Annotated in this window: 21 protein-coding genes; 13 read left to right on the top strand and 8 right to left on the bottom strand. The window is 76.5% G+C overall.

Going from position 1 to position 20,952, the window contains the following annotated elements:
- Window positions 1-20: 20 nt before the first annotated feature.
- Window positions 21-593, bottom strand: a complete 573-nt coding sequence (locus tag J3P29_RS10315; RefSeq protein ID WP_210493260.1) for a hypothetical protein — start codon at window positions 591-593, stop codon at window positions 21-23.
- A gap of 180 nt (window positions 594-773) precedes the next feature.
- Between J3P29_RS10315 and J3P29_RS10310 the strand changes: the two genes are divergently transcribed.
- Together J3P29_RS10310 and J3P29_RS10305 are read left to right on the top strand one after the other, a co-directional pair.
- Entirely contained in the window at window positions 774-1,295 is a 522-nt protein-coding gene (locus J3P29_RS10310) for a GNAT family N-acetyltransferase (protein ID WP_210493259.1), read from the top strand.
- A 174-nt stretch (window positions 1,296-1,469) separates the two neighbouring features.
- The gene (locus J3P29_RS10305; RefSeq protein WP_210493258.1) at window positions 1,470-1,934 is read left to right on the top strand and encodes a hypothetical protein; all 465 of its coding nucleotides are present in this window, start codon (window positions 1,470-1,472) and stop codon (window positions 1,932-1,934) included.
- Window positions 1,935-1,951: 17 nt separating this feature from the next.
- On the opposite strand, the gene J3P29_RS10300 is transcribed toward J3P29_RS10305, so the two are convergent.
- Complete coding sequence (locus tag J3P29_RS10300; protein ID WP_210493257.1) at window positions 1,952-2,404, bottom strand: group III truncated hemoglobin; 453 nt, start codon at window positions 2,402-2,404, stop codon at window positions 1,952-1,954.
- Window positions 2,405-2,498: 94 nt separating this feature from the next.
- Between J3P29_RS10300 and J3P29_RS20730 the strand changes: the two genes are divergently transcribed.
- The 4 genes from J3P29_RS20730 to J3P29_RS10285 all read left to right on the top strand — a co-directional run bounded on the left by J3P29_RS20730 (window position 2,499) and on the right by J3P29_RS10285 (window position 6,420).
- The gene (locus tag J3P29_RS20730) at window positions 2,499-2,855 is read left to right on the top strand and encodes an HD domain-containing protein (protein WP_349239815.1); all 357 of its coding nucleotides are present in this window, start codon (window positions 2,499-2,501) and stop codon (window positions 2,853-2,855) included.
- Complete coding sequence (locus tag J3P29_RS19845; RefSeq protein WP_246851893.1) at window positions 2,753-3,082, top strand: hypothetical protein; 330 nt, start codon at window positions 2,753-2,755, stop codon at window positions 3,080-3,082. Before J3P29_RS20730 ends, J3P29_RS19845 begins: the two co-directional genes overlap by 103 nt.
- Window positions 3,083-3,263: 181 nt before the next feature.
- Window positions 3,264-5,432, top strand: coding sequence for a methyl-accepting chemotaxis protein (locus tag J3P29_RS10290; RefSeq protein WP_210493255.1), 2,169 nt, complete (start codon window positions 3,264-3,266; stop codon window positions 5,430-5,432).
- Between the two features lie 157 nt (window positions 5,433-5,589).
- Window positions 5,590-6,420 (top strand): class II aldolase/adducin family protein, encoded by an 831-nt coding sequence (locus J3P29_RS10285; protein ID WP_210493254.1) that lies wholly within the window; start codon window positions 5,590-5,592, stop codon window positions 6,418-6,420.
- A gap of 4 nt (window positions 6,421-6,424) precedes the next feature.
- On the opposite strand, the gene J3P29_RS10280 is transcribed toward J3P29_RS10285, so the two are convergent.
- Window positions 6,425-6,937, bottom strand: a complete 513-nt coding sequence (locus J3P29_RS10280) for a PadR family transcriptional regulator (RefSeq protein ID WP_210493253.1) — start codon at window positions 6,935-6,937, stop codon at window positions 6,425-6,427.
- A 121-nt stretch (window positions 6,938-7,058) separates the two neighbouring features.
- Here J3P29_RS10280 and J3P29_RS10275 point away from each other — a divergent pair, with 121 nt between their 5' ends.
- From J3P29_RS10275 to J3P29_RS10255, 5 genes are all read left to right on the top strand, one after another.
- A complete protein-coding gene (locus tag J3P29_RS10275; RefSeq protein ID WP_210493251.1) occupies window positions 7,059-8,474 on the top strand; it encodes an MFS transporter in 1,416 nt (471 codons plus the stop codon).
- Window positions 8,475-8,558: 84 nt separating this feature from the next.
- Window positions 8,559-9,212 (top strand): hypothetical protein, encoded by a 654-nt coding sequence (locus tag J3P29_RS10270; protein WP_210493250.1) that lies wholly within the window; start codon window positions 8,559-8,561, stop codon window positions 9,210-9,212.
- Window positions 9,213-9,419: 207 nt separating this feature from the next.
- Window positions 9,420-11,240, top strand: coding sequence for an NAD(P)/FAD-dependent oxidoreductase (locus tag J3P29_RS10265; RefSeq protein ID WP_210493249.1), 1,821 nt, complete (start codon window positions 9,420-9,422; stop codon window positions 11,238-11,240).
- Window positions 11,241-11,248: 8 nt separating this feature from the next.
- Window positions 11,249-12,052 carry a glucose 1-dehydrogenase gene (locus J3P29_RS10260; protein WP_210493247.1) on the top strand — a complete coding sequence of 268 codons (804 nt, stop codon included), beginning with the start codon at window positions 11,249-11,251 and terminating at the stop codon, window positions 12,050-12,052.
- An 87-nt stretch (window positions 12,053-12,139) separates the two neighbouring features.
- The gene (locus J3P29_RS10255) at window positions 12,140-13,657 is read left to right on the top strand and encodes a helix-turn-helix domain-containing protein (RefSeq protein WP_210493246.1); all 1,518 of its coding nucleotides are present in this window, start codon (window positions 12,140-12,142) and stop codon (window positions 13,655-13,657) included.
- Window positions 13,658-13,706: 49 nt separating this feature from the next.
- Here J3P29_RS10255 and J3P29_RS10250 read toward each other — a convergent pair whose 3' ends face one another.
- Together J3P29_RS10250 and J3P29_RS10245 are read right to left on the bottom strand one after the other, a co-directional pair.
- Complete coding sequence (locus J3P29_RS10250; RefSeq protein WP_210493245.1) at window positions 13,707-14,996, bottom strand: sensor domain-containing diguanylate cyclase; 1,290 nt, start codon at window positions 14,994-14,996, stop codon at window positions 13,707-13,709.
- 8 nt (window positions 14,997-15,004) lie between these two features.
- Complete coding sequence (locus tag J3P29_RS10245) at window positions 15,005-15,832, bottom strand: alpha/beta hydrolase (RefSeq protein WP_210493244.1); 828 nt, start codon at window positions 15,830-15,832, stop codon at window positions 15,005-15,007.
- A gap of 198 nt (window positions 15,833-16,030) precedes the next feature.
- On the opposite strand from J3P29_RS10245, the gene J3P29_RS10240 reads away from it, so the two are divergent.
- Window positions 16,031-16,438 carry a VOC family protein gene (locus J3P29_RS10240; protein WP_210493242.1) on the top strand — a complete coding sequence of 136 codons (408 nt, stop codon included), beginning with the start codon at window positions 16,031-16,033 and terminating at the stop codon, window positions 16,436-16,438.
- A 48-nt stretch (window positions 16,439-16,486) separates the two neighbouring features.
- On the opposite strand, the gene J3P29_RS10235 is transcribed toward J3P29_RS10240, so the two are convergent.
- Window positions 16,487-17,866 carry a 3-deoxy-7-phosphoheptulonate synthase class II gene (locus J3P29_RS10235; protein ID WP_210493241.1) on the bottom strand — a complete coding sequence of 460 codons (1,380 nt, stop codon included), beginning with the start codon at window positions 17,864-17,866 and terminating at the stop codon, window positions 16,487-16,489.
- Between the two features lie 82 nt (window positions 17,867-17,948).
- Here J3P29_RS10235 and J3P29_RS10230 point away from each other — a divergent pair, with 82 nt between their 5' ends.
- Window positions 17,949-18,551, top strand: coding sequence for a hypothetical protein (locus J3P29_RS10230; protein ID WP_210493240.1), 603 nt, complete (start codon window positions 17,949-17,951; stop codon window positions 18,549-18,551).
- A 25-nt stretch (window positions 18,552-18,576) separates the two neighbouring features.
- Here J3P29_RS10230 and J3P29_RS10225 read toward each other — a convergent pair whose 3' ends face one another.
- Both J3P29_RS10225 and J3P29_RS10220 read right to left on the bottom strand, forming a co-directional pair.
- Entirely contained in the window at window positions 18,577-19,977 is a 1,401-nt protein-coding gene (locus tag J3P29_RS10225) for a hypothetical protein (RefSeq protein WP_210493239.1), read from the bottom strand.
- 31 nt (window positions 19,978-20,008) lie between these two features.
- The gene (locus tag J3P29_RS10220; protein ID WP_210493237.1) at window positions 20,009-20,944 is read right to left on the bottom strand and encodes a LysR substrate-binding domain-containing protein; all 936 of its coding nucleotides are present in this window, start codon (window positions 20,942-20,944) and stop codon (window positions 20,009-20,011) included.
- Window positions 20,945-20,952: the final 8 nt, after the last annotated feature.

The following is a 20,952-nucleotide window of genomic DNA, read 5'->3' as shown; positions in this document are numbered from 1 at the left end:
TCGCCGACCGGAGGCCCGCGTCAGCGCGCGTCGTCCGTGAGGTCGTCCGCCACGTCGTCGTCGGCGACCGGATCGTCGTCGGAGACGTCGGCGTCGTCGCCGGCGTCCACCGCGTCGAGGTCGTCGTCGGCCTCGTCGTCGGCGGCGTCGTCCGCCGCGTCGAGGGCGTCGTAGGCGGCGACGAGCGCCTCGGCGCCCGTCAGGCAGACGGCGTACGGCGACGGCGCCTTGCGCGTCCGCTTGCCCTTGTGGCCCTTCCCGCCCTTCGCGGCCGGGGTGCTGCGCGGCACCTTCCGGCACGCGTCGCGCGCGGTGTCCGCGTCGCCGGTGGCGATGCGGGCCATCGCCGCGGTGCACGCGTCGAGGGCGCTCGTGCGGCGGCCGGCCGTGCGGCGGGCGGCGACGCCCGGGCACAGCGCCCCGTAGGCCCGCGTGCGGGCCCGCAGGCCGGCGTCGGCGTCGGGCGCGTCGTCGGCGGCGGCGACGCGGGCCGCGGCGGCGTCGACGCTCGCGGCGCCGGCCACGGCCGGGACGGCCGCGAGGGAGAGGAGGACCGCGGCGGCGAGCAGCAGCCGGGAGAGGAGGGTGCGCATGAAGGGCTCGGGTCTGGCGGGCGGGCCCGCGGATGGGTGTCGCCGAGGACGATCGGCCGGCGCGCTCCGCGGCTGCAGGGTGCTCGACGGCGGTCGTACCCGGCGTCACCTCCCCGACGCGTCCCCGGTGGACGGCCGTTCGAGCCGCCGGGGCGCGGGCGGGACCGGTAGAACCGCGGGATGGCCAGCCCCGTGACCGTCTCCCGTCTGACCGAGGCGGACGCGCCCGGCTGCGCGCGGGTGCTGCGCAGCGTCGCCGACGAGCGGCGCTGGATCGCCACCCCGGCCGGCACGCCGCTCGAGCAGCTCGAGGAGCGCTTCCGGCGTCAGGCCGCCGAGGACGACACGCACGCCTGCGTGCTGCGGGTGGGGGAGGAGATCGCCGGCACCGCCTCCGTCGCCGCCGGCGGCGGCGCCCGTCCGCACGCGCTCGGCATGGCGATCGCCGCGCCGCACCGGGGTCGCGGGGGCGGCAGCCGGCTCCTCGACGCGGTCCTCGCGGCGGCCGCGGCCGACGACCGCGTCGCCAAGGTGACGCTCGAGGCGTGGCAGCACAACGCGGCGGCGATCGCGCTCTACGCCTCGCGCGGGTTCGTCGTCGAGGGCGTCCTGCGCGAGCACTACGCTGCCCCGACGGGCGACGGACGCTGGTCCTCCGTCGTCATGGGCTGGTGGCCGGGGCGCCCCACGCCGGGGGCCTGAGCGGGCCGGCCCCTCCGCGGGTCGGGGGTTTCGGGTGGGGCGATACGGGCACAGGGAACCCCGTCCGGCCACCGAAGCCGAGCCCGGGACGGGACAGCGGTGCGCCGTCCGTCCACCAGGCTCGGTAACAATGGGGCCACACGCCGACTTCGCCGATCCTCGGGGAACGCGTTCATGAACCACACCGACGACGCAGCCGCCAACCCGCTCGACGTCATCTTCGTCGAGCTCGAGGGAGAAGTCGTCGCGGTCTGCTCGCCAGACCGCGTGATGCTGCACCAGTCGGTCCGCGAGCTGCCGGTCGACCATCCGAACGCCGAGATGGTCGACGCGAAGTGCCAGGTGGCGCTCGCGATCCTGCGGGGCGACCTCGCGGGCCCGTACCGCGACGAGGACGCGGAGCTGCTCGCCGGCGTGCTGCTGCAGCAGCAGGCGCGCGAGGAGCAGGAGGCGCTGGCCGCCGCCGAGCGCGAGGCGTACGGCGACCTGCCGGACCTGGAGCCCGAGCGCGTGGGCCGCGGCGGCGATCCGCGGTTCGGCGCGCGCGCCCGCGGCACCGTGACGGGCCCGCCCCCCGACGGCGCCGCGCACCCGGGCGCCACGCTGCACCGCATCGGCCCGAACGGGCGCGAGCCCTAGGGTCGCGCGCCGCCGCGTCAGTCGCGCGGCGGGCGGTGCAGGCTGATCTGCAGGCCCGTCGCCGGCTCGAGCGGCGGCTCGATGCCGCGCAGCCGCCCGTCGAAGGCGCGGGCGACCCGCTCGGCGTGGTGCTTCGCCTGCTCGGCGCGCGGACCGGCGAAGAGCTCGTCGACGGTGGCACGCCACAGCAGCAGCCAGCGCGCGAAGTGCCCCGGCCGCAGCCGCGCCTGGGCGTTCAGCGCGGCGTGCGGCCGGAAGGCCCCGCCGCGGTACGAGCCCTCGCCGAGCAGGATCGTGGCCCAGAAGGACGTGATGACGGGCACGTGGGCGTCGAGGTCCAGCCGGGCGACGTCCACGAACAGGAACCCGATCACCGGATCGACGAGCGCGCGCTCGTAGAACGCCCGGACGAGGCGCTCGACGTCGTCGCGGTCGCGGATGTCGGGGCGCGCGGGCTCGGGGACGGTCACCGCTCCACTATGGCGCGCGACCGGGGTCGGGCGGCGGGCCCTCCGGCGCGAGGACGCCGGGGCCGCACGCAACCCGATGCGGTATCCATGAGGCATGCCGCGTGCGATCCCCCGTGACGAAGCCTGGGACCTGCTGACCTCGTGGGTGCAGGAGGAGTCGTTGCGCCGCCACTGCCTCGCGGTCGAGGCGTCCATGCGCGCGCAGGCGCGCGCCGCCGGCGAGGACGAGGAGCTGTGGGGCGTCACCGGCCTGCTGCACGACGCCGACTACGAGCGCCACCCCGACGCGGAGACCGGCCACCCGGCGTCCTCCTCGCCGAGCTCGAGCGGCGCGACGCGCCGGTCGAGATGCGCGACGCGATCGCGGGACACGCCGCGTACATGGGCGTCCCGCGCGCGACGCCCATCGCCCGGTCGCTGTTCGCCGTCGACGAGCTCTCCGGGTTCGTGATGGCCGTCGCGAAGGTGCGCCCGCAGGGCATCCACGGCCTGACGCCGAAGTCCGTCCGCAAGAAGCTGAAGACGGCGTCGTTCGCCGCCGCCGTCGACCGCGGCGACATCGCGCTGGGTGCCGAGGAGCTCGGCGTGGAGCAGGACGCGCTGATCGCCGCGGTGATCGCGGCGCTCGAGCCGCACGCCGACGAGCTCGGCATCGCGGGCGCGGGCGCCCCCGCCTGAGGACGACGGGGCGCGCTTCGGTCGGTCGGACGTCCAGACCGCCGGCGCCGCTCCACCCACCGTCCGTCCGGTCGGCTCAAGGGCCCGGGGGCCGCGGCCGAAGGCCCGGGGTGCGTCCCCCGCGTCCTCCGACCCCCAGGTGTCCATGCCCCGTCTTCGTTTCCGCAGCCTCCGCACGAGGATGCTCGCGCTGCTGCTCCCCCCGATCGTCCTCGCGGTCGCGATCCTCACCGTGCTCGGGATCTCCCGGGCGACGAGCCAGGAGCGAGAGTCCCGCTTCGCCGAGATGGCCCGCACGGCCCAGAGCCGCGCGAACGCCTTCGACGCGTCCGCCGCGCGGGGCCTGACGATCGCCCGCACGATGGCGACCGCGATGGAGAGCGACGTCGCCCGCACCCGCGAGGGCGTCGTGGACCTGGGCCTGCGCGTCCAGCAGCGCAACCCCGAGCTGCTCGGCACCTACATCGGGTTCGTCCCGAACGGCTTCGACGGCGCGGACGCCGCCCACCGCGACGAGCGCAGCAGCGACGAGAAGGGCCGCTTCGGCTACTACTGGAGCACGGTCCACGGCGGCAAGCTGAAGCTCGAGCCGCTCGGCGACTCCGAGGGCTACCCGTTCTGGGAGGTGCCGAAGCGCAGCGGCCAGGCGTCCGTCATCGAGCCGTACCTCGAGAACAAGACGCTCATGACGAGCTACACCGCGCCGATCCGCCGCGGCGGGCGCTTCGTCGGCATCGCCGGCATCGACCGCACGCTGGCCTCGATCGACGGACAGGTGCGCCGCGAGAAGATCCTCGACACGGGCTACGGCATGCTCGTCAGCCGCACCGGCATCTTCGTCGCCGCGCCGCAGCGGAAGCTGCTGGGGACGAAGCTCGGCACGCTCGCGCAGAAGCGGGGCGACGCCGTCCTGGCGCGCATCGCCCGCGACGTGGCCGCCGGCCGCGGCGGGCAGGCCGAGACGACCGACCCGTTCTCCGGCGACCGGACCGTCCTGAGCTGGGCGCCCGTGGCGTCGGGGCGCTGGGCCTACGTCGCGGCCGCGCCGATGGACGAGGTGCTCGCGCCCGTGCACCGCCTGCGCACCGCCATGCTGCTGACCGGCCTGGTGCTGCTGCTCGCGCTCGCGGGCGTCGTCGTGCTCCTCGCGCGGCGCCTGACGCGGCCCATCACCCGCCTGACCGACGCCGCCGAGCGCGTCTCGCAGGGCGATGTCGACGTCGCCCTCGACGCGGCGGGCGAGGACGAGATCGGCCGCATGGGCACGGCGTTCGGCCACACGGTCGACTACCTGCGGGAGAAGGCGGACGCGGCCGAGCGGGTGGCGGCCGGCGACCTGACCGTCGAGGTGGAGCCGCGGTCCGACCGCGACCTGCTGGGCCGGGCGTTCCGCAAGCTGGTCGGTGACCTGCGCGAGACCGTCGGTCAGGTCTCCCGCTCCGCCGGGTCCGTGTCGGCGGCGTCGGCGCAGATGGCGTCGACGGCGACCGAGACGGGCAAGGCCGTCGAGGAGATCGCGACCGCCACGACCGAGGTCGCGATGGGCGCCGAGCGCCAGGTGACCATGGTGGAGTCCACGCAGTCCGCCGTCCGGGAGGCCGCCCGCGCCGCCGAGGAGGGCGCGGAGTCGGCCCGCGACACGTCCGCCGCCGCACAGGACGCCCGCGGCATCGTGCGCGAGGGCGTGGGGGCCGCCGAGCAGGCGACCGAGGCGATGCGGCTGGTGGCGGGCTCGTCGGAGGAGGTCGGCGCGGCGATGGCCGAGCTGTCCGAGAAGTCGGAGCGGATCGGCGGGATCGTCGGGACGATCACCGGGATCTCGGAGCAGACGAACCTGCTGGCGCTCAACGCCGCGATCGAGGCGGCCCGCGCCGGCGAGCAGGGCCGCGGCTTCGCGGTCGTCGCCGACGAGGTCCGCAAGCTGGCCGAGGAGTCCCAGCAGGCGGCCGCGGAGATCTCGGAGCTGATCGCGACGATGCAGCAGGACACCGGCCGCGTGGCGGGCGTCATCCGGGCCAGCGTCGATCGCACGGCGCAGGGCGTGGAGGTCGTCGCCCAGACCCGCGCGGCCTTCGAGCGGATCGACGTCGCCGTCGGCGACGTCACCGACCGGGTCGCCGACATCACCGCCGCGATCGGCCGCGTGGCCGACGGCACGCGGCGCGCCACGGGCGAGATCGGCGGCGTCGCGTCGGTCGCGCAGGACTCGGCGGCGTCGGCGCAGCAGGTCTCCGCGTCCACCCAGGAGACGAGCGCGTCGACCGAGGAGATCGCCGCGTCCGCGCAGGAGCTCGCCGCGACGGCGGACGAGCTGGAGCGGCTCGTCGGCACGTTCCGCCTGGAGCGCTGACCGCGCGGGAAGCGCCCGCGTGCGGCCCGGCACGGGCGTGCACGCGGGCCCGCCCGCGGCGCTCGCGCGGACTTCCCGCAGTCGTGCGCGAGCGGCCCGCAGACCCGCCGGGAGGGCGTCGACCGGCGGGGACGCGGCGGCTATCGTCGCGACCACGATGGGCATCCAGGCGCCGTACCCCGACCTCGACGAGCTGCTGGCCAGCATGGGGGAGGGCGGCAGCCGGCTGTGCGGCATCGACGCCAGCGAGGCCGGCGCCGGCAACATCTCGGTCTTCGTCGGCTGGGACGTCGAGCTGCGGCGCCGCTTCCCGCTGACCGAGGAGATCGCGCTGCCGGTGCCCGTGCCGGCGCTCGCCGGGCGCACGGTCCTGGCGACGGGCTCCGGCCGCCGGCTGCGGCAGATCGCGGCGGACCCGCTCGCCAACGTCGGTGCCGTGCGCGTGCACGACGGGGGCCGGACCGGCACCCTGCACACCCACCCGAGCCGGCTGTTCGAGCGCCTGACGAGCGAGCTGAACTCGCACCTGGCCGTCCACCAGGACCAGGTGGCGGCGCGCGACCTGCCCTTCCACGCCGTCGTCCACGCGCAGCCGCCGCACCTGACGTACCTGAGCCACCTGGCCGCCTACCGCGACACCGCCGCGATGAACCGGCGGATCCTGCGCTGGGAGCCCGAGCTGATCGTCGCGGTGCCGGGCGGCGTCGGCGTCCTGGAGTTCATGGTCCCCGGATCGCCCGCCCTGATGGAGGCGAACGTCGCGGGGCTGCGCGCCTTCGAGGTCGTCCTCTGGAGCAAGCACGGCGTCATGGCCCGCTCCGACCTGTCGGTGACCCGGGCCGTGGACCGCATCGAGTACGTCGAGACCGGCGCCCGGTACGAGCACCTGGACCTGATGTCCGGCGGACACGGCGAGGGCCTCACGGACGACGAGCTGCGCCAGGTCGCGGCGGCGTTCGGGGTGACGGACTCGCCCTGGGTGCCGTAGCCCGTCAGCCCTCGTCCGCCGCGGCGAGCTGCTCGCGCAGCCACGCCTCGACCACCGCGTCCACGCGCTGGCCCAGGTCGACGACCGGCGCGAACGTGGCCGGGCGATCCAGGCCGTCGAGGCGGGCGGCGATCTCGTCGAGCGACGCCAGGCGGCCCCGGACCTCCTCCAGCTCCGCCTGCAGCACGCGCCGCCGGTCCGCGGCGTCGAGGAGGAAGACGAGGAACGCGCGGAGCCCCGGCTCGTTGCGGACGTCGCGGTTGGGCTCGGTCTCGACGAGCCACCGTCGCAGCTCGTCGCGTCCGGCGTCGGTGACGGCCCAGGTCTTGCTGCCGCGGGCGCCCCGCGCGACGACCTCGACCAGCCCGCGCGCCTCGAGCCGCGCCAGCTCGGGGTAGATCTGCGAGTGGCTGGCGTACCAGGCGCTGCGCAACGACACCTCGAAGCGCTGCCGCAGCTCGTAGCCCGTGCCCGGGTGATCGGCCAGCAGCCCGAGGAGCGCGTGCGCGAGCGACATCGCCCAAGTGTAGTCCGAGTTCGACATGTCCAATTCGACATGTATGGTTCGATATATGAACGTCGCGTCCGCTCCGCCGCACCCATCGCCGCCCGCGTTGAGCCCGGCGCGACAACGGCTGGTGCTCGCGGCCGTCATGTCGGGGCTCCTGCTCGCGATGCTCGACCAGTCGGTCGTCGGCACGGCGCTGCCGGCGATCGTCGGCGCGCTCGACGGCGGCGGCCTCTACGCCTGGGCGATCACGGCCTACCTCGTCACCGCCACGGTCTCGATCCCCGTCTACGCCCGGCTCTCGGACCGCCACGGCCGCCGGGCGCTGCTGCTCGTCGGGATGGCGCTGTTCGTGCTCGGGTCGGCGCTGTGCGCGTCGGCGGGGTCGATGGGGCAGCTCGTCGCGTGGCGCGCGCTGCAGGGCTTCGGCGCCGGCGCCCTCGAGAGCCTCAGCTTCATCCTCGTCGCGGATCTGTACGCCGGGCGCCGCAGCGCCGCGCTGCAGGGGGCGCTCGCCGGGCTCATGGGCGTGGCGTTCCTGCTCGGGCCGCTCGTCGGCGGGGCGCTGACGGACCACGTGGGCTGGCGGTGGGTGTTCCTCGTCAACGTCCCCGTCGGGCTGCTCGCCCTCGCCGCCGTCGCGACCGCCCTGCCCGCCGCGGTGGGGCGCAGCGAGGACCGGCGTCGGCCGCTCGACGTCGCGGGCATCGCGCTGCTCACGGGGGCGGTCGCCCTCGCGCTCGTCGGGCTGAGCGAGCGCGCGACCGCCGGCCCGGGCGAGGACGCGTGGGCGGCGTGGGCGCAGCCCGGCACCGGCGGCCTGCTGCTCGCGGGCCTCGCGCTGGCGGCGGCCTTCGTGGCGGTCGAGCGGCGCGCCGCGGCACCGGTCCTGCCGCCGGCGCTGTTCGCGGACCGGCGGACGGCGGCCATGCTGATCGCCGGCGCGACCTCGACGTTCGGGCTGTTCGCCGGCGTGCTGCTGCTGCCGCGGTACCTGCAGGACGCCGAGGGAGCCAGCGCCACCCACTCCGGCGTCCTGGTCTACCCGCTGCTGCTCGGGCTGCTCGTCGCGGTCAACGTCGGGCCGGTCGCCATGCTGCGCGCCCGGTCGCTCCGCGGCCCGCTCCTGGTCGCGTGCGCCGTGGCGGGCGTCGGCGGGGCGGGCTTCGCGACGTTCGGCGCCGGCACGCCGCGCTGGCAGCTGCTCGCGTGCATGGCGCTGCTCGGCGCCGGGATCGGACCGACGCTGTCGGGCCTGCAGATCGGGCTGCGGATGGCGCTGCCGCCGGAGCAGGTCGGGGGCGCCATCGGCGCCCTGCTCCTGCTCCGGCAGATCGGCGGCTCCGTGGCGATCGCCGCGGCGGCCACGGTCCTGGGCGCGCGCGCGGACGCCGGGCCGGCGGCCGCGACGGGCGACGCGCTGGCGGTCGTGGCGCTCGCCGGCACCGCGGTGGCCGCCGTCGCCCTGGTCGCCCTCCGGCCGGGGGCCGTCCCGATGCCTGCCCGCCCGTCCGCGGAGGCCGCAGCGGCGTCGTCCGCGCCCTGAGCCCGCGCCCGTCGCCCCGCTCCGCCAGCTCCGATCCGGCGGCGCCCCGGATGCGCCGGGGCCGCCGTGGGTACGGTCGGGCCGATGCTGCTCCGTCGCCGTCCGCGCCGCCCGTCCGTCCGCACCCGCGGGCTCGCCGTCGCCGCCGGGCTCGCGACGGTCGCCGTCGTCGCGGCCGAGGCGGCGCACCTGCGGTCGCGGTGGCGCGCGGCCGCACGCGCCGACGACGCGCCGGCGGCAGCCGCGGACGGCGCGCCGCCGGCCATCGCCGAGACCGCCCGCGAGACCATGCACGTGCTCGTCGCCGGGCACCGCGCCGCGACGGCGAACGAGACGGCGCTCCTGCACCTGTTCCTGTCGTTCGGCGCCACGTTCGCGGCGGCGCGGGCGGTCACGCACTCCATCCGTCGCGGCGTCGGGCCCGCGCGCAACGTCCGCGTCGGCGACCGCCACATCCACCACTTCGTGCCCGGCATCCTGCTCGCGCTGCTGGCGGGCGGCGCGTCGATCGGGATGCGGCACGAGACGCTCGACGCGTGGCTGGCCGTGCCGTTCGGCGTCGGCGCCGCGCTCGTCGTGGACGAGACGGCGCTCCTCATCGAGCTGAGCGACGTGTACTGGTCCGACCGCGGCGTGCTCAGCATCGACGTGGGCCTGGGGGCCACGACGGCGCTCGCCTGCCTGGCGCTCGTCGTCCGCGTGGTGCGGCGCGGCGAGCAGGCCGTCGGGGCGGCCTGAGCCGCACGGTCCGTCAGCGCCCTTCCCGGCGCACGCGGGCGACGAGCGCGTTCGCGTGCTCGTCGCCCAGCCCGGACGCGTCCTCGCGGGCGAGGACCGGCGTCGGACGCGGAAGTCGCCGGCGCGTTGCACCAACGTTGCGCGGCGCGTCCTGCAGGCGCGGCGGTCCGCGGGCAGCATCGCCTCACACCAGCCGAGGAGGACCCGATGCACCCGCCCGAGACCCTGACCCGCCCCGAAGCCCGGACCGCCGCCGAGCAGGTCCAGGACTGGCTCGACGCCTTCAACGCCGCCCTCGAGCGCGAGGACGCCGCGGCCGCCGCCGACCTGTTCCTGACCACCTGCTTCTGGCGCGACCTCGTCGCCCTGACGTGGAACCTGAAGACGGTCGAGGGCCGCGAGGGGGTGACCGACCTCCTCGACGCGACCCTCGCCACCGCCCGCCCGCGCGGCTTCCGGACGACGGAGCCGCCGGCCGAGGCGGACGGCGTGACGGAGGCCTGGATCGCGTTCGAGACCGCGACGGGGCGGGGGAAGGGCCACCTGCGGCTGAAGGACGGCCGCGCGTGGACGCTGCTCACCACGCTGCAGGAGCTGAAGGGGCACGAGGAGCCGCGCGGCGAGCGCCGCCCGATGGGCGCCGAGCACGGCGCGCGCCGCGACCGCGAGACGTGGAGCGAGCGGCGCGAGCGCGAGGAGCGCGAGCTGGGGTACGAGACGCAGCCCGAGGTGCTGATCGTCGGCGGCGGCCAGGGCGGCATCGCCCTGGGCGCGCGCCTGCGGCAGCTCGGCGTGCCCGCGATCGTCGTCGACAAGCACCCGCGCCCGGGCGACCAGTGGCGCGGCCGGTACAAGTCGCTCTGCCTGCACGACCCCGTCTGGTACGACCACCTGCCGTACCTGAAGTTCCCCGACACGTGGCCCGTGTTCGCGCCGAAGGACAAGATCGGCGACTGGCTCGAGATGTACACGCGGGTCATGGAGGTGCCGTACTGGAGCTCCACCACGGTGACGAGCGCCCGCTACGACGAGGCGACCGAGGAGTGGACGGTCGAGCTCGAGCGCGACGGCCGCCCGCTGACGCTGCGGCCCCGGCAGCTCGTGCTCGCCACGGGCATGTCCGGCAAGCCGAACGTGCCCGAGCTGCCCGGCCGCGACCTCTTCCGCGGCGACCAGCACCACTCGTCCGCGCACCCCGGTCCCGACGCGTACGCCGGCAAGCGGTGCGTGGTGATCGGCTCGAACAACTCCGCGTTCGACATCTGCGGCGCGCTGTGGGAGGTCGGCGCCGACGTGACGATGGTGCAGCGCTCGTCGACGCACATCGTCAAGTCGCAGTCGCTCATGGACATCGGCCTAGGCGACCTGTACTCCGAGCGGGCCCTCGCGGCCGGCGTGACGACGGAGAAGGCGGACCTGATCTTCGCGTCGCTGCCGTACCGGATCATGCACGAGTTCCAGATCCCCCTGTACGAGCGGATGGCGGAGCGGGACGCCGACTTCTACGCGCGGCTCGAGGCCGCGGGCTTCCGCCACGACTGGGGCGACGACGGCTCCGGCCTGTTCATGAAGTACCTGCGCCGCGGGTCCGGCTACTACATCGACGTCGGCGCGGCCGAGCTCGTCGCGGACGGCGAGGTCCACCTGGCGCACGGGCAGGTCGCCCGGCTGACGGAGGACGCCGTCGTGCTCGAGGACGGCACGGAGCTGCCCGCCGACCTGGTCGTCTACGCGACGGGGTACGGCTCGATGAACGGGTGGGCCGCCGACCTGATCTCGCAGGAGGTCGCGGACAAGGTCGGCAAGGTCTGGGGCCTGGGCTCCGACACCACGAAGGACCCCGGTCCGTGGGAGGGCGAGCAGCGCAACATGTGGAAGCCCACGCAGCAGCCGGGCCTGTGGTTCCACGGCGGCAACCTGCACCAGTCGCGCCACTACTCGCTGTACCTGGCCCTGCAGCTCAAGGCGCGGTACGAGGGGCTCGACACCCCCGTCTACGGCCTGCAGCCCGTCCACCACCTGAGCTGAGGCGCACGATGAGCACGAAGCAGCAGACGGTGACAACCCCGGGACGGCTGGACGGCCGGACGTGCGTGGTGACGGGCGGCGGGCGCGGGATCGGCGCCGCGATGGCCGCCCGACTGGCCGCGGACGGCGCGAACGTCGTCATCGCGGACGTCGACGAGGGCACCGCCGCGGCGACCGCGGACGGGCTGGGGGAGCGCGCGAGCGCCGTCGCGTGCGACGTGAGCGACCGCGCCCAGGTCGCCGCCGCGTTCGACCACGCGATCGACCGCTTCGGCGGGCTGGACGTCGTCTTCAACAACGCCGGCGTCGCCCTGACCAAGCCGCTCATGCAGACGGACGAGGACGACTTCGAGCGGCTCATGCGGATCAACGTCCGCGGCGTCCTGACCGGCACGCAGGAGGCCGCGCGCCGGATGGGCGCCCGCGGCGGCGGGAAGATCGTCAACACCGCGTCGATCGCCGGCAAGCAGGGCTACCCGATGCTCAGCCTGTACTCGGCGACGAAGTTCGCGGTCGTCGCGCTGACCCAGGCGGCGGCGCGCGAGCTGGCGGGGGAGGGCATCACCGTCAACGCGATCTGCCCCGGCGTCGTCGGCACCGACATGTGGACCGAGATCGACCGCGCGTTCGTCGCGCACGGGATGGCGGAGCGCGAGGGCGAGACGTTCGCGAAGTTCAGCGAGGGCATCCTCGTGGGGCGACCGTCGCGGGCGGACGACCTGGCCGGCATCGCGAGCTTCTTCGCGTCGCCGGACTCCGACTACGTCACCGGCCAGTCCTGGCAGGTCGACGGCGGCATGGTGCTGCAGTAGCCGATGCCCCGCGGCGGCGACGCGCTCCTATACTCGCGCCGGAGAGGGGGTGCGGCGCCGTCGCCCGGTCGCGGCGGACCGTCCACGATGAGGACGACACGCAGGAACCCGTGGGTGGCGCTCGACGCGTCGGCCGATCCGGTCGACGTGGCGCGGCGCCTGCAGCGCGCCCACGCCGAGATCGTCGAGCACGACGGCGGCCGCGTGCCCGCCGACGTGCGCGCCGTGGTGCTGGAGTCCTGGCGCCGGACGCGCGACGCCGGGCTGCGCCCCGACGCGCAGGAGCCGGTCGTCCTGATCGACGAGGCGCGGATCGACGACGCGCGCCGCGAGCACCCGCTCGCGGCGACCCGCGCCGCGATCCACCAGGCCGTCGGCCGGATCGCCCAGGACGCCGGGCACCTGCTCGTGGTCACCGACGCGGGCGGCACGCTCCTGTGGGCGGAGGGCCACAGCGCGATCAAGGACGCGGCCGTCCACCTGGGCTTCTTCGAGGGCGCGTGCTGGAGCGAGGGGGCCGTCGGCACGAACGCGATCGGCACCGCGATCGCCATCGACCACCCGGTGCAGATCCTCTCCGGCGAGCACTTCGTGCGCACCCACCACCCGTGGGTGTGCTCCGGGGCGCCCGTCCACGATCCCGAGACCGGCGCGATCCTCGGGGTCATCGACCTGAGCGGCCCGCTGCGCACGGCGCACCCGATGATCCTCGGGTTCGTGGCGACGGCCGCGCGGATGGCCGAGCACCTGCTCGCCGAACGGATGCACCGCGCCGACCACGCCCTGCACGAGGCGCTGCTCGCCGACCTGGAGCGCCGGGGCCACGGCCGCGCGGCCGTCGTGAGCCCCTCGGGCCGCGTGGTGGCCAGCTGGCCGGCCGGATGGCTGGCCGGGCGCATCGATCCGCCCGCCGCCGCGGCGCGCGTGACGCTGCCCGACGGCACCGTCGCCGACTGCGAGCCCGTCGGCGAGGCGGGCGTGCTGCTGCGGGCCGTCGCGGCGAGCGCCCCGACGGCCCTCGGCGCGCCCGACCCGGGCGCCGCGGCGGGGGGCCGGCTGACGCTGCTGGGCGACCGTCCGCGGCTCACGTGGCCGGGCGGCGCGGTCGACCTGGGCGGACGCCACGCCGAGATCCTGGCGCTGCTCGCCGCGCACCCGGCGGGCCTGACGGCCGAGGCGCTGGCCGACGCGCTCCACGGGCCCGGGGGCAACGCCGTCACCGCCCGCGCCGAGGTCTCGCGGCTGCGCAAGCTGGTCGGGCCGCGCGTCCGCACCCGGCCGTACCGGCTGGCCGACGACGTCGACGTCGACCTCGTGCGCGTCCGCAGCGCGCTCGCGGACGGCCACCCCGCCGCCGCCCTGCGCGCCTACGCCGGTCCGCTGCTGCCGCGCTCGACGGCCCCCGGCGTGGTCGCCGTGCGCGCGGTGCTGGACGCCGAGCTGCACGCCGTCGTCGCGGACGCCACCGACCCGGCCGTCCTGCTCGCGTGGACGGCCTCGCCGGACGGGCGGGACGACGTCGCCGCCCACGACCGCCTGCTCGCCGCCCTCCCGCCGGACGACCCCCGCCGGGCCGTCGTCGCGCGGCGACGCGCGGCGCTCTGACCTGGGACGCGCCGCGTCGCGCGCGGCGGACCGACCGTCGCCGACCGGCTCAGCCCGCCAGCGTCGCCCGGTCGCGGCCGGCGTCCTTGGCGCGGTAGAGCGCCGCGTCGGCGCGCCGCAGCAGGTCCTGCAGCGTCCCCCCGTCGTGGACCGCCGCGCCGACCGACGCCGTGACGGCGAGGGCGGCGCCGTCCACGATCGCCCGGGCGCCGGAGACGGCGGTCCGCAGCCGCTGGGCCAGCGCGGCGAGCGCCTCGGGGGTCGTGGCGGGCACCGCGACGAGGAACTCCTCGCCGCCCCACCGGCCGACGGCGCCGGTCGTGTCCACGCAGCCGCGCAGGGCCGCCGCGACGGCGCTCAGCACGGCGTCGCCCGCGTGGTGGCCGTGCGTGTCGTTCACCGCCTTGAAGCGGTCCAGGTCGACGAGCGCGACCCCGGGCCGGGTGCCCCCGCGCGCCGGGGTGCGCAGCAGGGCGGCGACCTCCTCCTCGAGGGCCCGACGGTTGGCGAGCCCGGTCAGGACGTCCGTGCGGGCGAGCCGCTCGAGCTGGCGGCTGCGGGCGTCGAGCTCCTCGAGCACGCGGACGCGGTGCAGCGCCTGCGCGCACGGGCCGGCGAACGCGTGCACGAGCTCGCGCTCGGCGTCGGAGAACGCGCCCTCGCGCAGGCGGGCCTCCATCGCCCCGATCTCGTGGCCGTCCGTGACGAGCGCGACGCGGACCGCGTCGCCGTCGCCCGCGCCCGGCGCGGGCAGCGGGGCGTCCAGGTCGTGCAGGGCGAGCGCCGCCTCGTCGCAGTCGAGCGCGTCGGCGACCTGGGCCACGATCGCCGCGCGGAGCGACGTCATCGTGTGGCTGCGCGCCAGCTCGCCGGTCAGCCGCTGCAGCCGTTCGGCGTGCCGGCGCAGCACGCCCTCGCGGTCCCGCGCGGCGCGCAGCTCGGTCTCGTACTGCCGCCGCTCCGTGCAGTCGACGAGCGACGTGCGCACCCGCAGCGGCCCGCCGTCGCCGTCCCGCACGAGGACCGCGTTGAGCAGCACGGGGACGGTCGTGCCGTCGGCGCGCCGCACGTCCAGGGCGATCTCGCGCACCGCGCCCTGCAGGTGCAGCATGGGCGCCAGATGGGTCTCGTGGTAGATCCGCCCGCCGGTGGTCACCAGGTCCTGGAAGCGGCGCCGGCCGACGAGGTCCGCGCGGTCGTGCCCCGTCCAGCGCTCGAAGGTGCGGTTGACGCGGACGATGAGCCCGTCGGGCAGCGTGACGAGGTGGGCGCACGGCGCGTCCTCGTAGAGGGCCTCGACCTCGTCCGCCGCCTCGTCCCGCGGCGCAGAGGCCGGCACGGGCGCCATCAGGCGCCCGCCGCCACGAACGCGCGGATGGCCGCGACGGTCTCGTCCGGCGCGCTGAGGTGCGGGCAGTGCCCGCGCGCCGCCATCCGCACGAGGCGGGCGCCCGGCATCCGCTCCGCGACGTACGCGCCGACGTGGGCCGGGGCGAGCGCGTCGTCGGCGCACTGCAGGACGAGCGTGGGCGCCGTGACGCGCGCCAGGTCCTCCCGGTTGTCGGACAGGAACGTGACGCGGGCGAAGTGCTCGGCGATCGCGGGGTCGGTCCGGCAGAACGAGGCGGTCAGCTCGTCCCCGAGCTCAGGCCGGTCGGGGCGTCCCATGATCACCGGCGCCATCGTCGAGGACCAGCCCAGGTAGTTCATCTGGAGCGCGGCGAGGAGCTCGTCGACCTCGTCGCGGGCGAACCCCCCGACGTACCCCTCGTCGTCGACGTAGCGCGGGGACGGGCCGACGAGGACGAGCCGCCCGATGCGGTCGGGCGCCGCCGCGGCGGCGAGCACGCCGATCATCGCGCTGACCGAGTGGCCGACGAACAGCGCGTCGCGGGCGTCGAGCGCCTCGAGGACCTCGACGACGTCGCTGGCGTAGCCCTCCAGCCGGCCGTAGCGTCGCGGGCTGAACGCGTCCAGGTCCGAGCCGCCGGCGCCGACGTGGTCGAAGCACACGACGCGGTGATCGCCCTCGAACGCCGGCGCCACGTGCCGCCACACCGCCTGGTCGCAGCCGAAGCCGTGCGAGAAGACGACGACGGGCCCGTCCGCGACGCCGGTGACCGTCACGTTGTTGCGGTGCAGCGCGCGGGGCGCGGAACGTGGTCGGGTGGGCATGGTCGGCGGGCGGCGCGGCGGGGGCACCGCGGGGCGTGTCGCAACACGGTACCCCGGCCGAACGGCCGTTTTGGCCATCCCGACGAACGTGCGGCTCGACGGCTGGACGTTCGTTCCGCGGGGCTCAAGCCCCGGTGTGCGGCCCGACACCCCGTCGGCGCACCGATGAGTTCGCGGCGCCCGCGCCGTCCTGTCCGCATGAGCCAGACCCCGCCCTCCGCCACCACGCTCCGCGAGATCGCGGTGGCCATGTTCACCGTCGGCGACCAGGACGCCGCGAAGGCGTTCTACGTCGACACGCTCGGCTTCGAGGTGCGCGCCGACGTGCGCTTCGGCCCGGACGGCGAGCACCGGTGGATCGAGGTGGCGCCGCCCGGCTCGACCGCCTGCCTGGCCCTGAACCCGCCGATGGACGGCGGCGCGCCCGGCGGCGGCGGGATCGGCGTCGAGACGCCGGACGTGCGCGGCGAGCACGCCCGGCTGCTCGCCGTCGGCGGCGTCGACCTGGTGTCGGAGCCGTTCTCGTCGCCCGGCACGCCGCTCATGTTCATGCTGCGGGACCCCGACGGCAACGTCGTGACGGTCGTCGAGCCCGGCCCCGCCTGACCGGGGCGGTCCCCGCCGGCGGTGCCCGGCGGGGACCCGACCGGCGGCCTACCGCCCCTGCAGCATCTCGGCGGCGAGGAACGACAGCTCGAGCGACTGCTGCGTGTTCAGCCGCGGGTCGCACGCGCTCTCGTAGCGCGAGCCGAGCTGCTCGTGCGAGATCTCCTGCCCACCGCCCAGGCACTCCGTGACGTCCTCGCCCGTGTGCTCGACGTGGATGCCGCCGGGGTGGGTGCCGAGCGCGCGGTGGACCTCGAAGAACCCGCGGACCTCGTCGACGACGCGGTCGAAGTGGCGCGTCTTGTGGCCCGACGGCGACTCCTCCGTGTTGCCGTGCATCGGGTCGCACTGCCACACGACCTTGTGCCCGGAGTCGCGGACGGCCTCGACGATGGCGGGCAGCTTCTCGCGGACGTTGTCGTTGCCCATCCGCGCGACGAGGCAGACGCGGCCGTCGACCTTGTCGGGATCCAGCTTCTCGAGCAGCGCGACGGCGTCGTCGGGCGAGGTCTTCGGCCCGAGCTTGACGCCCGTCGGGTTGGCGGTGAGCGCCGCGAAGGCGACGTGCGCGCCGTCGAGCTGCCGGGTGCGCTCGCCGATCCACTGCTGGTGCGCGGACAGGTTGTAGAGCTTGCCGCCCTCCAGGCGCAGCAGCGCGCGCTCGTAGTCCAGGACGAGCATCTCGTGGCTCGCGTAGAGCTCGACGGTGTGGAGGGAGTGGTCCTCGACGCCGCAGGCGTTCATGAAGCGCAGGCTGCGGTCGATCTCGTGCGCGACGCGCTCGTAGCGGGCGCCCGCGGGGGACTCGGCGACGAAGTCCATGTTCCACTCGTGCATGCGGTGCAGGTCCGCCATGCCGGAGCCGGTGACGGCGCGCGCCAGGTTCATCGCCGCCGACGCGTTCGCGTACGCGCGCAGCATGCGGACCGGGTCCGGGCGCCGCGACTCGGGCGTCGCCGCCAGGCCGTTGACCATGTCGCCGCGGTACGACGGCAGGCCCAGGGCGTCCGTGTCGGACGAGCGGGGCTTGGCGTACTGGCCCGCGATGCGCGCGAGCTTGACCACCGGCATCGACGTGCCGTAGGTCAGGACGACCGCCATCTGCAGCAGCGTGCGGATCGTGCCGCGCAGGTGCTGCTCCGTGTTGTCGGCGAACGTCTCGGCGCAGTCGCCGCCCTGCAGCAGGAAGGCCTCGCCGCGGGCCACGGCGCCCAGGCGCTCCTGCAGGCGGTCGACCTCGGCCGGCAGGGTGACGGGCGGGACGGTCTCGAGCAGGCGGCGTACCCGCGAGGTGTAGTCGGCATCGGGCCACGCGGGCTGCTGCAGGGCGGGGCGGCCCAGGGCGTCGTCGAGCGCGGTGCGCAGCTCCGGCGGCAGCGGCGGCAGGTCGGGGAGCGACTCCGCCGGGATGTCGATCGTCCAGTTCACGCCAGGAAGGGTACGGGGCCGGGCCGTGCACCCGCGCGACGCGGGGCCTGCCGCCGCCCGCACCGCCGACTACGCTGCGCGGATGAGCGTCCCGCCGGGCCCGTCCGACGCCGTCGTCATCGACCTGGGGCGCCGCGGCGCCCGCGTCCTGGGGACCGCCGCCGTGGCCCTCGTCCTCGTCGGCGGCGGCATCGCGTGGGTCGCCGCGACGGACGCGGGGGCGACCGACGGCACCGGCGTGCGGATCGCGATGGTGGGCGTCGGCGCGCTGCTCCTGCTCTTCGGCGTGCTCTGCGGGGTCGTCGCGGTGAAGGGCCGCCACGCCGGACTCGTCGTCGACGGCGACGGCATCGCGTGGCGCGGCGCCAACGGGGCGTGGCGCCTGCGGTGGGACGAGATCGAGCGGGCGGGCGTCTCGGCGCTCGACTGGAAGGCCCACCGGACGCAGCCGATCCCGGTGCGCGAGAAGATGGTCCGCCTGGTGCTGCAGCTGCCGCCGGCGGTCGCGGCCACGGCCCGCCCCGGCCTGCGGGCGGGCGACGAGCCGGAGCCGTGGACGCACCGGGTGACGCTGGGCACGGCGAAGGGCGTCGCCGAGCAGCTCGACGCCGGGCTGCGCCGGTTCGCCGGCGAGCGCTACGGCGGACTGGTCGAGCGCGGGGTGTGGCGGCGCCGCTACTCCTGAGCGGGAGCGCGCCGCCTCGCGGCGGTCACCAGACGACGAGATCGGGGCGCCGGCGCGACCCCTTCCCGACGGCCGTGGGCGGGCGACCGTCGAGCGGCACCCGGGCGGCCACCCAGCCGAGGTCGGCGGTGTCGTACGACACGACCATGCTGCCCGTCGCCGCCTCGTAGCCGTGCACCTCGACGGACTGGAGCCACATCCCGTCGTCCTCGAACCCCCGCGCCGGAGGCCCGTCTCCGGGCGGCAGGCCGAGGGCCCGGTGCAGCCGCGGCGGCAGGATCACGCGGCCGCCCAGCGGGACCGGGCGCGCACGTCCGGCGGCGTCGATCGTCGCGGGCACCTGCCATTCCCAGTCATGCTCGGTGCGGGTGCCGACCCATCCGCCGCCGGGAAGCGGTGCCGTGGGGGTGTCGACGCCGTGCGCGCCGGCCTCGGGGAGTGCGCCGACGCTGCCGTCCGGACGCACGAGGAGCCGCCGCTCCGATCGCGAGCCCCACACGCGGACGGCCGCCGTCCGACGTCCGTTCTCGCGGAACGTGCGGAGCGTCGCGCGGTATCGGCGCACGACCAGCACGGCGGGGCTCGCCGGCCCGCCCGGCAGCTGGCCCTCGACCACCGTCGCGCCCTCGGTCACCGGCCGCCGCGCCCCGTCGACCACGATCCCGCTGCGGCCGGCGCCCGCGGTCAGGCGCAGGCCGTCCGCGCGGGGCCGCCGCAGCAACCGGCGCATCCGGCGGATCCACGCCGCGCTCCGGGGCTGCGGATCGCGCAGGTCGCCGCCGAGCGCCCGGTCCAGGAGACGCGGGCGCAGGGACCCCAGGACCAGGCGGCCGTCGGCGAGGGCCGAGATCGGCACCCCGGCGCGCAGGGGGGCCACGCGGCACGTGCGGGTGGCGACGACGCAACGCGCACGGACCGCCGTCCCGTGCCGCGGACGGAGCGGGCCGACGGAGAAGGCCGCTCCGTCGGGCTCCCACGCGATCACGGGGCCCGGGTCGTCGAAGGTCCCGTCCGGGCGGCGCCAGCTCCGGCTCGGGTCGAGCGGCCACGCCACGCCGGTCGACGCGTCGACGCCCCGCAGAGGCACGATCGGGCCGCCGTCGGTCGGTACGAGCACGACGCCGGCGCCCGCGGCGACGGCCAGCAGGTCCCCCGCCGGCCGGACCCGCACCGTCGGCGTCGGCGTGAGCTGCTCGACGGTCGGCATCGGCACGGGTGCCAGTCGTCCGCGGGCGCCGTCGGGGGTCGTCCGCGTCAGGGACAGCGCGAGGCGCCCGGCCCGGACGCCAGGCCCGAGATCCACCTCCAGGACGTCGGCCGCGGCCGGCGTCGCGAGGGCCGCCGCGGTCAGGGCGACGGCACCGGCGGCGCGCACGAGCGGCGCGACGCGTGGGCGGCACGACGGGACGGGGGAGGGACGGGGCACGCGGAGCTCCGGGAGGGACGACGGGACGACGTCAGGATATGCGCCGTCCACCGCCCGCGTCGCGCGCGAGGACGTCGCCCTCGGCGTCGCCGCCCGTCGCGATCGCGGCGAAGGCGTGCACCATCGGGCGGTCCTCGCCCGCGCGGCGCAACAGGGTGAGCTCGCTGAGCACCGACGCGTCCTCCAGGGCGACGCACGCGACCTCGGGCGTGGCGACGTGCCGCACGCACGCGGGGGCGAGCGACACGCCGAGCCCCGCGCCGACGAGCCGCAGGATGGTCAGCCAGTGGGTCGCCTCGTGCGCCACGCGTGGGCGGAAGCCGTGCTCCTCGCAGAGCGCGAGCGGCTTCTCGAAGGCCCGTGCGCCGGCCGCGCGGGGCGGCAGGACGAACGGGGTGTCCGCCAGGGCGCCGACGGAGAGCGCGTCCGCGTCCGCCGCCGGGTGGTCGCGGGGCAGGACGGCGACGAACGGCTCGGTGAGCACCGGCGTGGGCTCGAGCCCGTCGACCGGCTCGGCGTCGCGCACGATCCCCGCGTCGACCTCGCCGCTGCGCATCCCGGCGACGACCCGCGAGGTGAACGACTCGTGGAGCCGCAGGCGCACGCCCGGGTACGCGGCGACGTAGCGGCCCAGGACCCCGGGAAGGGTCGTCAGCATCGCCGAGCCGACGAAGCCGACGTTGAGCCGCCCCGTGGCGCCGCGGCCGATGCTGCGGGCCTCCTCGACGTCCTCCTCGACCGCCCGGAGGGTGCGGCGCGCGCGGTCCAGGAACGCCGCGCCGGCGGGGGTCAGGCGGACGGACCGCGACGTCCGCGCCAGCAGGGGCACGCCGACGGCGTCCTCGAGCCGGCGGATGGCCTGGGAGAGCGGCGGCTGCGCCATGTGCAGCCGCGCCGCCGCGCGCCCGAAGTGCAGCTCCTCCGCGACGGCGACGAAGTAGCGCAGGTGCCGCAGCTCCACATCCATAGCCGCTG

This window comes from Patulibacter sp. SYSU D01012, assembly GCF_017916475.1.
Lineage (GTDB): Bacteria > Actinomycetota > Thermoleophilia > Solirubrobacterales > Solirubrobacteraceae > Patulibacter.
The sequence above is the reverse complement of the archived record's forward strand: the minus strand, read 5'-3'. Positions and strand labels throughout refer to the sequence as shown.

What these genes read in the sequence shown, in the direction of transcription:
- J3P29_RS10315 (WP_210493260.1), bottom strand. Translation starts at nt 593, where the DNA reads ATGCGCACCCTCCTCTCCCGGCTGCTGCTCGCCGCCGCGGTCCTCCTC.
- J3P29_RS10310 (WP_210493259.1), top strand. Translation starts at nt 774, where the DNA reads ATGGCCAGCCCCGTGACCGTCTCCCGTCTGACCGAGGCGGACGCGCCC.
- J3P29_RS10305 (WP_210493258.1), top strand. Translation starts at nt 1,470, where the DNA reads ATGAACCACACCGACGACGCAGCCGCCAACCCGCTCGACGTCATCTTC.
- J3P29_RS20730 (WP_349239815.1), top strand. Translation starts at nt 2,499, where the DNA reads ATGCCGCGTGCGATCCCCCGTGACGAAGCCTGGGACCTGCTGACCTCG.
- J3P29_RS19845 (WP_246851893.1), top strand. Translation starts at nt 2,753, where the DNA reads ATGCGCGACGCGATCGCGGGACACGCCGCGTACATGGGCGTCCCGCGC.
- J3P29_RS10290 (WP_210493255.1), top strand. Translation starts at nt 3,264, where the DNA reads ATGCTCGCGCTGCTGCTCCCCCCGATCGTCCTCGCGGTCGCGATCCTC.
- J3P29_RS10285 (WP_210493254.1), top strand. Translation starts at nt 5,590, where the DNA reads ATGGGCATCCAGGCGCCGTACCCCGACCTCGACGAGCTGCTGGCCAGC.
- J3P29_RS10280 (WP_210493253.1), bottom strand. Translation starts at nt 6,937, where the DNA reads ATGTCGCTCGCGCACGCGCTCCTCGGGCTGCTGGCCGATCACCCGGGC.
- J3P29_RS10270 (WP_210493250.1), top strand. Translation starts at nt 8,559, where the DNA reads ATGCTGCTCCGTCGCCGTCCGCGCCGCCCGTCCGTCCGCACCCGCGGG.
- J3P29_RS10265 (WP_210493249.1), top strand. Translation starts at nt 9,420, where the DNA reads ATGCACCCGCCCGAGACCCTGACCCGCCCCGAAGCCCGGACCGCCGCC.
- J3P29_RS10260 (WP_210493247.1), top strand. Translation starts at nt 11,249, where the DNA reads ATGAGCACGAAGCAGCAGACGGTGACAACCCCGGGACGGCTGGACGGC.
- J3P29_RS10255 (WP_210493246.1), top strand. Translation starts at nt 12,140, where the DNA reads ATGAGGACGACACGCAGGAACCCGTGGGTGGCGCTCGACGCGTCGGCC.
- J3P29_RS10245 (WP_210493244.1), bottom strand. Translation starts at nt 15,832, where the DNA reads ATGCCCACCCGACCACGTTCCGCGCCCCGCGCGCTGCACCGCAACAAC.
- J3P29_RS10240 (WP_210493242.1), top strand. Translation starts at nt 16,031, where the DNA reads ATGAGCCAGACCCCGCCCTCCGCCACCACGCTCCGCGAGATCGCGGTG.
- J3P29_RS10230 (WP_210493240.1), top strand. Translation starts at nt 17,949, where the DNA reads ATGAGCGTCCCGCCGGGCCCGTCCGACGCCGTCGTCATCGACCTGGGG.
- J3P29_RS10220 (WP_210493237.1), bottom strand. Translation starts at nt 20,944, where the DNA reads ATGGATGTGGAGCTGCGGCACCTGCGCTACTTCGTCGCCGTCGCGGAG.